Here is a 14859-nt window from a genome sequence, read left to right on the forward strand (position 1 = left end):
TTTATTGCATATCGTAAACTACCTGCATGAGTTTCTTACCCAGTGCGTCGGCTTCGTCCATGCTGCCTGCCTCGCTGTAAACACGAATGATTGGCTCGGTGTTCGACTTACGCAGATGCACCCATGCCGTTGGAAAATCGAGCTTGACACCGTCAATATCGGTTACTTGCACATCGTTTTCGTTTCCGTAAAGCTCCTTAACCTTGGCAAGAATAGCATCTACATCGGTTTCGGGAGTGAGGTCTATGCGGTTCTTTGCAATAAAGTATTCGGGGTAAGTCTTGCGCAGTTCGCTTGTCTTCATTCCCTTTTGAGCCAACGAACTAAGGAAAAGCACGATGCCGACAAGCGCATCGCGGCCGTAATGGCTTTCCGGATAGATGACGCCGCCGTTGCCTTCGCCGCCGATAACAGCACCTACTTCCTTCATTTTGGTGGTTACATTCACTTCGCCAACGGCAGCAGCATAGTACTTTCCGCCATGTTTTTCGGTAACATCGCGCAGTGCACGCGTTGAAGAAAGGTTGCTCACGGTGTTTCCCTTTACATGGTCGAGAATGTAATCGGCTACACTTACGAGTGTATATTCTTCGCCGTACATAACTCCGTCTTCACGTATGAACGCCAAACGGTCTACGTCAGGGTCTACAACAATGCCGAGGTCGTAGCCTCCCTTCTTCATTTCTGCCATAATGCCGCCGAGGTTTTTCTCTATCGGTTCGGGGTTATGAGCGAAGTCGCCCGTCGGTTCGCCATAGAGCAATGTATATTCCACGCCGATTTGGTCGAGCAATTTGGGCAGAATAATGCCGCCTACGGAGTTCACGGCATCTACACAGACACGGAATTTGCGGGCTTTAATGGCTTCCAAGTCTGCCAATTCGAGAGCTTTCACCGCGTCGATGTGGCGTTGGTCGAACGAGTTGTCCTCCCGATAGCTGCCCAGTTGGTCTACGTCGGCATAGTTGAAGTTCTCTTTTTCGGCTATGTCGAGCACGGCAGCACCGTCTTCTGCGGTAAGAAATTCGCCCTCGTGGTTCAGCAGTTTCAATGCGTTCCATTGGCGGGGATTGTGCGAAGCGGTGATGATGATGCCGCCATCGGCACCCTCCATGCGCACGGCAAGTTCGGTAGTAGGGGTGGTTGCCAAGCCAATATTTACGACATCGGCACCAATACCCATAAGTGTGCCGCACACAACGTTCTTCACCATCTCGCCCGAAATGCGTGCGTCGCGTCCAACAACAATCTTTAGCTTCTTTCCCGGGTGCTTACTTGCGATGTAAGTAGCGTAAGCTGATGTGAATTTAACAATGTCAAGTGGATTCAATGTGTTACCGGTTTGTCCGCCAATTGTACCGCGGATACCCGAAATAGACTTTATTAGCGTCATCTTCTATATAATTTTAAAGCCACGACCACACAGCGTGCGGTCGTGGCGTGTTATTGTTTTATCTTGTTAAACTCCTCGTTGATAGGTAATATCGTAGAAGCAAGCATACACCTTGTTGCTTGCATGGGAGTGTCCTTGTGCCGATGGAACGATGAGACGCACGTGCGCCAACTTGTCGTTTTCGCTTGTAATGCGTCCGAGTTTTATATAAGGCAGCGGCACCAGCCACCCTTTTGGCACAGCTGTGTTGCTGTACACACGTGCCAAAACGCTGGAAGCCTTGTCGAACGAAGCCGTGAAAGTTCCGCTATTCTTCGTTACCATCATCTTATCTACGATGCCGTCCCAGCGCAACACCTTGTTTGTGAGCTGCAAAGTGTCGGCAGCCACGTTGGTTTCGTCGAAGCGGCAGAGCACCGTAGCGGTTTCGCCGTTCTTCAAAACCTCTCCTATGCCTTCTTCAACTATCTGCATATACACGCCTGTAGATTTGAACTCAACATACTGATTTTTTGTTGTATCGGTCTTAAACCCTTGATTTTCAAACTGTCTTTCCGATATAACGTTAATATTATGCTTCACTATGAACGCCTTAATGGCTTTGCGTTCACGTTCCAACTGGTCGGCGTAGGTGTCTTGGTCGCGGCAAGAGACGATGCTCATTGCGCTCAATACTATTGCGAATAGAAAAATAATCTTCTTCATTTGCGATATTTTTGTTTCCTTATATATTAGCTGCAAAGGTAGCAAAAGAAAACAAATTGGCGCACAAAGTGTTTCTATAAAATATATAAAATATTGTAATTCTGTTCCGTAATCCCATATTTTGCCATTCGTCCCTGTATTTTTCGGGTATCGGTGGTTTTTGTTTTCTCTTTCATTGATAATGCGATTTCGACATAGGGGAAGCAGGTTTGGCAAGCTGTTTCGTAGGTGTTTTTAAACAAGTCGGCTGATGAAACAGTGAGCGTTTTTCGGTTTAATATTGTAAAGATAATTCTGTTAAAAAGTGATATAATCGCTTTGACGTTGCGAAACCGTAGGTTTTGCGTTGTTAAACCGTAGGTTTTACCGTGCAAAACCTACGGTTTTGGAATGCAAAACAATAGGTTTTGTAACACGCTGGCGGATAGATGGTTACGCGATAGTTATACTTGTGAAAAATCTTTACGTTTTTATTGGTTTCTTTTACGCTTTTTACCGGCTTCTTTCCGTTCTTTTCTCGTTCCTCGAAAAGTGCGTTTTCTCGCCATGGCAATGCCCAAATAAATTTGGCATTGCTCATTTGGCTGAACGAAAACGTTCAAAAATAACGTGAGTCCGGTGCAAGAATTTGAAGGCAAAGAACCTTCTGTTTTTTCTGATTATAAGCGTATTAAATCATAACCGGTTTTTTCTTTAAGTGTCTTAATAAACAATATACCGGCGCAATTCTTATACCGAACTCACGCATTATAATGCAATAATCTTTCCGGACAAGCGTTATTCATAGTATGAATAAGGCAAAACTACTGAACATTATATTATCGTTCCTATGCTTGCTGTATGCCGGCAACGCTGTGGGACAGTCGTTTACGCTGCAAGGAAAGGTGTCCGACCAAGACGGAAACCCCATTGAGTTGGCTTCTATTATGGTTGCTTCGCAAGGTAAAATAACGATGAGCAACCTGAAAGGAGAGTTCAGTATGCAGCTGCAAAGCGAAGATTCGGTAAAGGTGCGCTTCTCCATGCTGGGCTACAAGAGTAAGGTGCGCGTGCTGCGCCGCCCCCAAGGCAAGCAAACACTGCAAATTCAGCTGAATAGCGACAACGAAATGCAGGAGGTTGTAGTGCAGGGACGGACGCCGCAACACGGTACTACCGAAGAAATAAAGGTGGAAGCAACCAAGCGAAACCCATCGGTGTCGGGCAATGCCGTAGAAGAAATATTGCAAACGCAGGCGGGTGTGTCTACCCACTCCGAACTTTCGTCGCAATATAATGTGCGCGGCGGTACGTTCGACGAGAACTCTGTATATATAAATAATGTGGAAGTGTATCGCCCGTTCCTCGTACGCAGCGGACAGCAGGAGGGTCTTTCGGTGATAAATGCTGACCTTGTGGAAAACGTGGGCTTCTCTACGGGAGGCTTTGAAGCGAAGTATGGCGACAAAATGAGTTCGGCTTTGGACATCACCTACAAGCGTCCCAAGCGCACCGAAGGCTCTATAACAGCCTCTATGTTAGGTGCAAGCGGCTATTTAGGCATTGCTACGAAGAAGCTGACATGGACAAACGGTCTGCGATACAAAACCAACAAGTATCTTTTAGGTTCGCTCGAAACGAAGGGCGAATACAATCCTTCGTTCTTAGACTATCAGACTTACCTCTCGTGGCAGCCGTCGAAACGCTGGCAAGTGGACTTTATCGGCAATATATCGGAAAACAATTACAACTTTGAACCCACAGACCGAGAAACAAAATTCGGTACGATGCAGAACGTAAAGTCGTTCAGAGTCTACTTCGACGGTAAGGAAAAAGACCTCTTCCGAACCTTCTTCGGTTCGTTAAGCATCACCAACCATCTCACGCCGCGCACCGATATATCGCTCATAGCATCGGCTTTCTCGACCAAAGAGCAGCAACGGTACGACATTCAGGGGCAATACTGGCTTACACAGACCGAAACTTCGGAGAACTTGGGCGTAGGTACGTATATGCAACACTCGCGCGACTACCTCTCAGCAAACGTGCGAAGCCTTAAGCTGATGGTGCAACAGCGTGCAGGAAATAACCACAGAATAGAAGGCGCACTGACATATAAGATAGAGAGAATTGAAGAAAATTCGGCAGAATACGAGTACCGCGACTCGGCAGGATACAATGTTCCGCATACCGGCGAAACCCTCGATATGATATATTCGATGCGCGCACGCAACAACTTAGATGCTAAACGAATAGAGACATACATACAAGATACGTGGAACTTTAAAAGTAACGACTCCGTTCCGACGCTGTACCGTCTGAGCTACGGCGTGCGCTATGCACACTGGGACTTCAACGGCGAGAGCATCGTATCGCCACGTGCATCGCTCAACATCACGCCGGGGTGGAACCGAAACCTGTCGTTCCGTGTGGCAGCAGGGCTCTATTATCAGGCACCGTTCTACAAAGAGCTGCGCGATACCACAATGATAAACGGCGTAACCTACGCACTGCTGAATAAGAAAACACGTTCGCAGCGTTCCATTCATGCGTTGGCATCGATGAGTTACCGCTTTTCGATGATGAACCGACCCTTTAAATTCACGGCGGAAGCCTACTATAAAGCCATCTCGCGCCTCGTTCCGTACTCGGTAGACAACGTGAAAGTAACTTACTATGGCGACAATGAGACGTCCGGACACGTTGCCGGCTTAGACCTGAAACTCTTTGGAGAGTTTGTACCGGGGGCAGACTCGTGGCTCACGCTCAGCGTTATGAACACCGGCATGAAGCTGAATGGGAAGAACGTACCGCTGCCAACCGACCAGCGTTTTGCCTTAAACCTCTTCTTCACCGACTATTTCCCCGGCTCTACACGCTGGCGAATGTCGCTGAAACTGGCATACGCAGACGGCTTGCCCTTCTCTGCGCCTCACCATGAGCTAAGCAGCTCTCCGTTCCGTGCGCCTGCCTACAAGCGCGCCGACATCGGAATGAGCTACCGACTTTTCGACAATCAAGACGGTTCGCGCAATTCTATCTTCCGAAACGTGTGGTTGGGTGTGGACTGTTTGAACCTTTTCGGCATCAACAACGTGAACTCTTACTACTGGATAACCGACATTTCGGGACAGCAGTATGCCGTGCCAAACTATCTTACAGGTCGCCAAATAAATGCTAAAATATCGGTAGAATTCTAATAAAATACGCTAAATAAATACTTTTTAACGCATTTTATTTGTAATAATTGTATATTTACGATAACTTTGCGTGCAATATTTATAGTAACAAATTAAAAAGAAAACATTATGAAGAAATACGAATGTGAAACTTGCGGTTACGTTTACGACCCGGAAGTAGGCGACCCTGACGGAGGCATTGCGCCCGGTACAGCTTTTGAAGATATTCCGGACGATTGGGTATGCCCACTTTGCGGAGTAACAAAAGACGATTTTGTTGTAGTAGAGGAATAATTCTCATAGGGATATTTATGACTAATTAATGAGAGGGATATGGCTTTATGCCGTATCCCTTTTTTCGTTTCAACAGCTTTGTCTTCATAGAATTATCTAGAATTTCTAGAAAAACTAGAATCCTCTAGAAACCCTAGCACAGAGCTTTCATAACGAGAAAGTTATATAATAGTTACGCTTGCGATAAATATTTACACTTTTGTGGCATGCCTGTCTCGTATTTCCGTGCTATCGAAACCACCTATAACGCAAAAGCGCAGGACTATCACAGTCCTGCGCTTTCGTTAGTCTTAAAATAAGCTTTCGCTTATTTTAGCTTCCGCTTGATTTGTAGGTTCGCGCCTCTCGGCGTTCCCCCAAAATCTCGCATCAATTTGTTATCCTTTATTCAATCTTATTTTAATTACCTTAACTAAACCTATCTTTCCTGAACAACTCTCTTGTTCTCCTTAAATAAAACAACTAAAAACCTAAATCTATTACTATTAACCTAAACAATCTAATAACCTTTTTGTCTTTTTGACAATGCAAAGGTACGCAGGTTCTGCTATATAGAAAAATATTTCTACGTGTTTTTTGCAAAAGAACCACCTTTCTTGATTTGCGTCAATCCCTTTTTGTGTGCGAGCACGCTAAACTTTCAACTTTTCGTTAATATCCCCTTTCTTCGCTGCAGAAGACTTTGCATTATCTATCGGAAATGTTGTCGTAGTTTAATAAGCAAGAAGGAGAGGGGGCTACACGAAACAACAGATTGCAGATACCGAAGTTTCCGTGAAACGTAGGTAATCGGCTTCGAACAAATCTCCTCTCAACGGCGGTTTCAAAGGGGAAATGGAAAAGCCCGTATGCAGCCATTCTCTGTCGTATTGGAACAGGCAAGTGTTGTTTGTTCCCATCGTCAGCTGTCCTACGAGCTGACTATGTTACATAACCTTCAATGATTTAATATCCTTCATCGGTACCTCGCTTTCTGCTTTTGTTCTTGTTTATTCTCACCATTTCGTCAATACTGTTGTATTTAGGCTTGCCTATCAGTTCCATCATATCCTCTGCATAGCCCGGCACGCACACTATCTTTACAAAGCCGGACAGCGAAATTTCTCCGGTATGTTCAAACCGTTGTATGATGGACAGTGGGACACCGCTCGTTTGAGAAAGCGTTTTCTGCGACATATTCTTTTCCAATCGGCGCAGTCGGCAGTTGCTTGACAGTCTTTTAAGAATATCTTCTGTCGATATAGGTTCGAATATATACATACTAATAATTATTATGTTGGTTGTTATTCGCTTTATTTTTGTTTTACAACTAATATGATGGTTGTTGCAGATATGCTGATTTTGTTTCATACCTGCAACTTATATGTATTGTTTTTTTGTTGATGAATTGTTTGTCAAGATGCTATTTAGGGAACTGTATAAAGTTAATGGGAATAAGCCACTTTATAGGCGAAATAAATGCAATAAAAACGTAAACATTTTTCACAAGCATAGCTGTTGTGTAACTATTTCTTTATCAACGCATTACAAAACCTATTGTTTTGCATTCCAAAACCGTAGGTTTTGCACGGTAAAACCTACGGTTTAACAACGCAAAACCTACGGTTTCGCAACGCCAAACCGATTATATCACTTTTTAACAGAATTATCTTTACAAAATTAAGGCAATTATCAAGTTCCGTGTTAAAACTACTTTTCCATGCAGAAAGGTGAGTGTTTCGATTGTGTCCGCCGGTTTTTAATCGTCCCATAAGAATTCTAAAGATGTGGGGTGCATTATGTATGGGCGTGGTTTATCATATTCCTGACACCCAAGAAGTTGCAGCGTTGAGATACGGAACGTGATAAATCGCGCCCCTACGATGGAGAAGTGGCTTGCGTATAGGAGCGGTTGAACAGGAGTTTATCGGTGGAACGGTTTTCTTTTTATTGCACTTCCGCACAAGAAAATACTCTCATTCTGTTTGATTAATCGGTAGAACGGTTCTCTTTTTGTTGTACTTCCGCACAAAAAATACTCCCATTCTGTTTGATTAAACAGCGTGGGAGTATGGAAAGTTATAATATTTAAAAGGCTTTTCTACTGTCTGTATTGCTCTACGCCGAGCTTATACATATCGTTTCCTTCGTGGTCTATGGCTACGATTACAGGCAGTTCTTCTACACGAAGGCGGCGTATGGCTTCTGTGCCAAGCTCGTCGAAGGCGATGACTTCGGCTTCTTTAACTGCCTTTGCCATAAGGGCGGCAGCACCACCGATAGCAGCGAAGTAGACGCCGGTATATTTTTTCAGTGCGTCGATAACCTCTTCAGAGCGAGACCCTTTGCCTATCATAACGCGTAAGCCTTGCTGAATGAGGCGCGGAGAGTAGGCGTCCATACGCCCACCCGTTGTCGGACCGACAGAACCGATGGGTTGTCCCGGTTTAGCGGGGCACGGACCGGCATAGTAAACCGCCTGACCTTCAAAGTCGAAAGGCATGGGTTCGCCTGCTTCCAGCATTTCGCAAAGACGCTTGTGCGCCGCATCGCGTGCGGTATATATAATGCCCGAAATGTAAACCATGTCGCCTGCGTGGAGTGAACGAATGGTTTCGTCGGTGAAAGGAGCTGATATAATTCGTTTTTCTTCCATAATTCGTTTTCTTATATTTGCGTGTTTAGAGCGAACCTTCGGCGTGTCGGGTGGCGTGGCAGCCAATATTTACCGATACAGGCAAGCCCGCAATGTGGGTGGCATTGGCAAGAATGCTCACTTGAAGGGCAGTTGTTGTGCCGCCGAAACCGCAAGGACCGATGCCGAGTTTGTTGATTTCTTCCAACAATTCTTTTTCCAATTCGGCTATGTGAGGCTTTTCGCTCACACTGCCGACAGGGCGTAGAAGGGCTTTTTTGCTGAGAAAAGCCGCACGTTCCATTGTTCCGCCGATGCCGATGCCCACAATGATGGGTGGGCAAGGGTTGCCGCCGGCGTGGAAAACAGTGTCGATGACAAATTCTTTAATTCCTTTTACACCTGCGCTGGGCGTGAGCATCTTCAGTCCGCTTTTGTTTTCGCTGCCGAAACCCTTCGGTGCTACGGTGATGTGGAACTCGTCGCCCGGTACAATTTCGTAATGAATAATCGCTGGCGTGTTATCGGTGGTGTTCACACGGTCTATCGGGTCGCGTACAACCGACTTGCGCAAGTAGCCGTTTGCATAGCCTTGGCGCACGCCTTGGTTAATGGCTTCTTCGATGAAACCGCCAGTAACGTGGCATTCTTGTCCCATTCTGACGAACACAACCGTCATTCCCGTGTCCTGACACATAGGCACACGCTCGGTTCTGGCGATGTCGGCGTTCTTTACTATCGTTCCGATAATCTCGCTTGCCAAGGGCGATTTCTCTTGTTTTTGGCAAATAGCGAGCTTGTTGTATATATCGTCGGCAAGCACGTAGCATGCTTCTATGCAGAGTTTTTCTACCAACTCCGTAATTTTTGATGCGTCTATTTCTCTCATTTAAACTTCTCTTGTAAGGAAATACTGTGTATTTCGGTTCTCAATGTTTTCGCAATTCTTGTCTACAATGCCGATTAGGCAATGCGTTTTACTATCTTTGTCGTACATAAGTTCCTTTACGAAGGCAAAGTTCAGTATGTCTTGGGTATTGGTTACCTGCAAACGAGGCCCTCCACAATCTACGATGCGTTCGCCTATGGTGATGTGCTCCTCGTCGTAGTAAGCCACCGGCAGATGTCGGTTTATCACTTCCTGCACGTTATCTTCAAGTTCTTGAATGTCAAACTCTTCGTGATTGTAGAACTTCAGCACAAATCCGTTGCGTATATCCGAGAAGTAGTAGCTGTCCGGATAGATGCCGTAGTTGTCTTCGAGTATATAGCGAGTGATTTCTTCGGCAGTGTGCGCCATCTTGCGGTACTTCAACGACTCGTGCACAATGTCGTAAATGCTTTCCGGCAATGGGCCAAACATCGTCGGACGAGCCACGATGATTTCTTCGCCGATGCCCACCAATAAGTCGGCATTGCGCCCTAAGGCTTTGCGCAGCAGGTTGAAATGCTCGATAATGACACGCTTTTTGTGTTCCAGCAATGTTTTAACGAACTCTGCAATCTCCCACATCTGCATGAAACCGCTTAGGAAACGAATGTCCAAATGGAACGATGAAGCCTCTTTTATCTCGCCCAATGCAATCGCTTCGCGCATGGAAAGGATTTTGCGGGGGTTGATAACATCGTCGTCGTTCGTGAGTTCCAAACCGGGAAACATACCCTTGATGAGCGACGACTTGCCCGAACCTGCATCGCCGACAATGCCTATGAGGCGGTCGGTGTAAAGAAGATGTCGTTGGGAAATATGGTCGCCGAGGAATATAAGTCGCTCTTTGCCGCGTGGGGCGAAGTATTGCGTCGATATAAGATATTGCTGAAGCGGATTTATCATTGCTGTTCGTGTCGGGTGTTGGTGTGAAAAGGCAGTGCAAGCAGTGCTTGCTGCCCGGTGTTTAATAGAACTTATGTATAAAAAAAGAACGAGTTGGCGCACCCCATAGTGTGGGTGTCGGTGCCAACTCGTTCTATGTTTGTATTACATTTCAAAACTCATCTTCATCAAAGGTGTGTGCTGCTGTGCACCGTACACATCGGTTTCGCCCAACGAGCCTGATGGGATAGGGCGGACGATGGTTACCTTGATGGCTTTTGCAGGGTCGAAGTGAATGATGTTAATGATGTCTTCGGCCTTGATATGGTAAAGCTCGCAGAACATCTTCTCGTTGAAAATATTAGCATCTTTCACCTTGTTATAGGTTTCAAAGTCTTTGAAAATGACGTCGAATGTAAGTTCGAAAGGGCCTGAATTCTTACTGCGAATAACAGAAGCCACGTCTACTAATTTATATTGTGCCATGTTTTTGTCTCCTTTTACCGTTAGTTATTTGCATTCTCCCTTGTCGAAATTGACGTAAGTGATGGGGAAAAGACTTGTTGGGTCGTCTACTTCCAAGAGGTGATAGATGTTGAACTCGTAAACTTCGCCCATCTTGCAGTCTGACGGAGAGAATGGAAAAGCGAGGTTGCCCGATGTAGAATAGCGACCTTCGTAGCCGAAATGGAGCATGGTACTTCGTGCAAAACTACAGATAGTGTTCGCTGTTTCCTGATTGTCGGCAACAGCTTCGATGATGATGAGCAGCTCGTCAGAGTGCGATTCTTCGGCACCTTCGAACATAGCCATAACGCCTTTCTTACCGTAAATCTTGAAATCGAGGAAGAAATCGGTTATGCCGAACTTCTTGAAGTTATCTTCTACACGAGCACGGACAGCCTTTGTAATTTCGTCTATCTTAGAAATCATGACAGGGTCTTTCACTGCAGCCGGCGACATCGTGCGATAACCGACACGGCGAACACCTTCGAGCTTAACGAAATACTTGTCGGTTGGCACGAACTTAGAACCGGAAACGCGTACCTTGTTCTCATCAACTTGCTCGAATTTGCATTCGTGTAGGTTGATTGCACCGCCCGGACCGGGCAAGATGTATGGGTTTGTTTTCTCGTAAAGAGTGTGCCCTGCTATGGAAAGTGTGGTACACTTACGAGCCGCCGATAACGGTTCGAGCACGAAATTGTCGTGGCGCAGGTAGCCGAACATACAGTCGCTACCGCTTCCGGGCAATGCACAGATGGCGGCACACTCAAGGATTTTGCCCAAGTGGATAGCCAAACCTTTGGGAAATCCTTCCTTAATGGGGAGGGCGGCAAACACCGATGGGTCGTAAGAACGACCGGCAATGATGACATCAGCACCTTCTTCCAATGCCTTGATATAAGGTTCTTCGCCCATTTGTGCCACGATGTGGACAGCCTCGTCTACATCTTTCTCCTCGATAGGCTTTGCCGGAGCAAGTGGAGTAACCTTGCCATTGCGGAGGTTTTCCTTAATGAAGTCCTTCTCAAACTCTGACTCGATAACCGCCATTTTGAAGGAAAGACCTTTCTCTTTCGCAATTTCGCGTACAATATCGAGTACGAATTCAACGTGAGGACGTGCACCACTACCGCCGGCTGTACCGACAATAACGGGGACTTTCGCCTCTATGCCGGCAGGAATCATGATTTCCAAGTCGCGTTTTACCGAATTTCGGTCGGTGAACGACTTACCTGCACCAAGATAATAAGGGCCCGGGTCTGACGAACCGGCGTCTACTGCGATAACGTGTGGCTTACGTTTCATACCCTCTACAAACGATTCCATCGGGAAACCATAGCCCAAAATCGCTGTAGTGGAAAGTATTCTGATTTCTTCCATCTTCTTTTTCTTTTTTTAATTACTCAGCCGAAGCCAAGATAAAATGTAATTACTTAGTCGGTGCCAAAGTGCATCTTCTTGGTCAAAGCCAAGAGACGATGCACTTGTTTAGTCGGCATTAAGACATGATTACTTAACCGAAGCCAAGCTACGATTACTTAGTTAAAGCCAAGATACGGCTCATTTCGTTGTAAACAATCATGTAACCTTCGTCTACACCCATACCCGGCTTTGCGAGATATTGCACCGGCTTTGTTGCCATAGCGATGTTTGCACAAACTTCTGCAGAGCGGTTTGTTTCGTTGCAAGTACCGCCAAGATAAGCACCCATGTCGTGTTCCTTGCAGAAGAGTACGGCTTCGATGGTGTTGTTGATACCGCCGAGGTCAGGTGTTTTTATTTGTGCCATGTGTCCGGCCTTCTTTGCTGTGAAGTCTTTAATGTCTTCCAACGTGTTGCACCATTCGTCTGCAACGATTTCAGCATCTATTCCGTCGCGGTCCATAGCTGCACGGATAGCTGCCAAAGCATCGATTTGTGCTTCGCGTTCACCCATATCGACAGGACCTTCTACACGCAAGTGGAATGGTTTGGCTACTTCGGCTACCTCGCCGATGTACTTAGCGATAGCCTCGAAGTCGTTGTTGAACACGATGCCGAGTGTGCCGTAAACGTCGATATGGAATGTTGGGTTGTAGCAATCGCATGGTCGGAGTTCGAGCACGCGGTTGCGGAGCCATTCAATATATTCCTTAATCTTTTCTCCTTTCAAGCCTACCTTTGTTTCAACGTGGTTGAAAAGTGCGTGTGGCAATACGTCGGCACGCTTCATTATCATCTTGTCGGCATTCAGATAGCGGTCGTCGCCCGATTGAGAGAATATAGGAATAATTTCTTTTGATACTTCCGTGCCGTATTCATCGGCAATTACCTGTGCCATTAACTTGCATTGGCTCTTTGCAACAGCATCGAGACAAGCCTGTGTTACGCCGTAGCGAATAGCAGTGTGATATATTTTTCCGGTCGAAGGACTGACTGTTTTATCAACAAGGTCAGCCATTTCACGGAACGATGTAATTTCTTTGCCTTCGTAGAGAGGTGCTATTTCTTTTTCAATAACAGGGATAAAGTCTTCTGCAAGGAACAATGGGTCGCGCCCACCTGCACCTGAATATTGTACAGCAGCGCAGTCGCCGTGTGCAATGGCACCGTTTTCGAGAATGAACATTACGCTGATTGACTCGCCGGCTTGTCTTACCTGCTTGAAACCGGGTGTTACCGGAGTACCCACATAGAAAGCACCGTCGTTTTTAGCACCGGCTTTGATTGCCTTTTGGTCATCGAAGAAAAAGCCCGTTTTACCCGGAGCACATACAACTTTCTTGATTTTCATAATAAGAACCTGTTTAAGTTATGGTCTCGCTACCATTCCTCTATTATTCAATAGCGAGACCGATGTGTTAGTTTATATTTTTACTTGATATGTTTTATCTTTATATTCGCTTAAAGAACGTTGCGAAATCAGTTGTTTCTCGGACGTCCTACAAGGTGTCCTTTGCCGATGGCGTAGACGTCGTCGATAACCATTTGGAAGCTGACAGGACGGTTTTCAGCCTTTGCACGTTCTTCAAGTTTCTGACGATGGAAGATAACCAAGTCTTCGCTGAGTGGCATATTGCCCATATTCAACAAGCGGATAGCACCTTGGTTGTCGCGCGCAGGCAACACCTTACCGGCATTGTACTTACTTGGTGCAAACGGAATATCGATTACACCGGCTTCGATGGCAGCGCAAGTACCCACAGCCCAATCGCCCTTTCCGAGCTCTTCTACCTTGTTGAGCATGCACTCCATTTCCTGCATAATGATTTCGCTTTCGTCTACAACAGCCGGAATTTCGCGGAAGTTCTGGTCTTTCAACATATTGATAACCTGCTTTGTGGCACGCAGACCCGCTGCGTTGGCTTCCTTGGTTGGTATGCCCATCGCCTCGTGAGGAGTCTTTACGATTACCTTTGTTGCCTTTGCCAATGCTCCGGCTGCCGAGCCCCAAGAGATAACACCGAATGCTTGTGCCTCGTCTTGTGGGAAACCGCCCATCCATTGGTGGAACACGGTGGTAACGCGAGCGTCTTTATAACCGAACTTATCAAGATATTTGCGTGTCATGATGTCGAGCGAACGAATGGCAGCAACGTCTTGAATAAGGTTTCCGCACTGTCCGTAGCCCACGGTAAGGTCGCGCACTCCCTGTGTTGCAGCGAGCACTGCTTCAATCACAGCCACTGTGTTTGAAATGCAAGGTGGAATGAGTGTGCCTGTAAGAGGTCCGAATGGTTCGCGGTTGATAGACACGCCCGCTTCTTCGTATAGACCTACCAAGCGGTCGGCATACTGCCAATGGTGAATTACTTGGTCTACCGGGTGTGCCTTAGAGTAAGGAATATTATAGGAAATACCGCCGCCTTCGTATGACGTAAAGCCACCTGCGATAGATATTTCGGTAAGCAAACGGGCATCAGGCGTTCCGTGTCTTACCTGCACAGGGTTCTTGACAGCCGACGTTACCTTGCGGCAAATGTCCACACCATAGTTTACAATGGGAAATCCGTTGAGCATAGAACGGTTGGTTTCAAAACTCTTCTGAATACCAACTTCGCATTCGTTGTATCGGTTCAGACGTGTGTAGCTGTCTACGGTAGAGGGCAGCAAGTCTGCTCCGCCTTCATCTTCGAGGAAGCGCAACAGCTTGATGTGTTCTTCGTAGAGTGCCACTCCGGCACGGGGCTGAATGAGCGTGTCGCCGTTTTCTACAGCTTTCTGCAACTTGTACGAGAAGCGTTTCTCAGGCGCAATGCTCTTTTGGTAATCTACTGCTTCTTGGAAGTCTACGCCTTTACCGGTCTCCCAATGCGTCAGGACGTCGGCTCTTTCTTTGAAAAATTCGTCGTCGGTAAGTTTTTTATTCTTTAATTCCATAATAGTAATTTTGTAA

General features: G+C 46.3%; 13 protein-coding genes. 2 read left to right on the forward strand and 11 right to left on the reverse strand.

The window, feature by feature from the left end; genetic code table 11:
• Position 1: 1 nt before the first annotated feature.
• Together glmM and bamK are read right to left on the reverse strand one after the other, a co-directional pair.
• Complete coding sequence (glmM, locus tag JCM15124_RS07505; RefSeq protein ID WP_024998924.1) at positions 2-1393, reverse strand: phosphoglucosamine mutase; 1392 nt, start codon at positions 1391-1393, stop codon at positions 2-4.
• A 66-nt stretch (positions 1394-1459) separates the two neighbouring features.
• A complete protein-coding gene (gene bamK, locus JCM15124_RS07510) occupies positions 1460-2098 on the reverse strand; it encodes a BamK family beta-barrel-assembly machinery protein (protein ID WP_024998925.1) in 639 nt (212 codons plus the stop codon).
• Between the two features lie 788 nt (positions 2099-2886).
• Between bamK and JCM15124_RS07520 the strand changes: the two genes are divergently transcribed.
• Positions 2887-5277 carry a TonB-dependent receptor gene (locus JCM15124_RS07520; RefSeq protein WP_024998927.1) on the forward strand — a complete coding sequence of 797 codons (2391 nt, stop codon included), beginning with the start codon at positions 2887-2889 and terminating at the stop codon, positions 5275-5277.
• A 108-nt stretch (positions 5278-5385) separates the two neighbouring features.
• Positions 5386-5550, forward strand: coding sequence for a rubredoxin (rd, locus tag JCM15124_RS07525; protein ID WP_024998928.1), 165 nt, complete (start codon positions 5386-5388; stop codon positions 5548-5550).
• Positions 5551-6287: 737 nt separating this feature from the next.
• Here rd and JCM15124_RS16590 read toward each other — a convergent pair.
• The 9 genes from JCM15124_RS16590 to JCM15124_RS07570 form a co-directional block, all read right to left on the reverse strand.
• Positions 6288-6449 (reverse strand): hypothetical protein, encoded by a 162-nt coding sequence (locus JCM15124_RS16590; RefSeq protein ID WP_232220125.1) that lies wholly within the window; start codon positions 6447-6449, stop codon positions 6288-6290.
• Positions 6450-6495: 46 nt separating this feature from the next.
• Complete coding sequence (locus JCM15124_RS07530; protein WP_024998929.1) at positions 6496-6810, reverse strand: hypothetical protein; 315 nt, start codon at positions 6808-6810, stop codon at positions 6496-6498.
• An 820-nt stretch (positions 6811-7630) separates the two neighbouring features.
• The gene (locus JCM15124_RS07540) at positions 7631-8185 is read right to left on the reverse strand and encodes a Fe-S-containing hydro-lyase (RefSeq protein ID WP_024998930.1); all 555 of its coding nucleotides are present in this window, start codon (positions 8183-8185) and stop codon (positions 7631-7633) included.
• A 25-nt stretch (positions 8186-8210) separates the two neighbouring features.
• Entirely contained in the window at positions 8211-9053 is an 843-nt protein-coding gene (locus JCM15124_RS07545) for a fumarate hydratase (protein WP_024998931.1), read from the reverse strand.
• Entirely contained in the window at positions 9054-9998 is a 945-nt protein-coding gene (locus tag JCM15124_RS07550; protein WP_024998932.1) for a P-loop NTPase family protein, read from the reverse strand. It lies immediately after the preceding gene.
• A gap of 144 nt (positions 9999-10142) precedes the next feature.
• Complete coding sequence (locus JCM15124_RS07555; RefSeq protein WP_024998933.1) at positions 10143-10463, reverse strand: DUF4387 domain-containing protein; 321 nt, start codon at positions 10461-10463, stop codon at positions 10143-10145.
• 24 nt (positions 10464-10487) lie between these two features.
• A complete protein-coding gene (locus JCM15124_RS07560; RefSeq protein WP_024998934.1) occupies positions 10488-11864 on the reverse strand; it encodes an acyclic terpene utilization AtuA family protein in 1377 nt (458 codons plus the stop codon).
• Between the two features lie 154 nt (positions 11865-12018).
• Complete coding sequence (locus tag JCM15124_RS07565; protein ID WP_024998935.1) at positions 12019-13257, reverse strand: methylaspartate ammonia-lyase; 1239 nt, start codon at positions 13255-13257, stop codon at positions 12019-12021.
• A gap of 128 nt (positions 13258-13385) precedes the next feature.
• Positions 13386-14843, reverse strand: coding sequence for a methylaspartate mutase subunit E (locus JCM15124_RS07570; protein ID WP_024998936.1), 1458 nt, complete (start codon positions 14841-14843; stop codon positions 13386-13388).
• Positions 14844-14859 lie beyond the last annotated feature (16 nt).

This window comes from Prevotella falsenii DSM 22864 = JCM 15124, from assembly GCF_000613945.1.
In the GTDB taxonomy this organism is placed as follows: domain Bacteria; phylum Bacteroidota; class Bacteroidia; order Bacteroidales; family Bacteroidaceae; genus Prevotella; species Prevotella falsenii.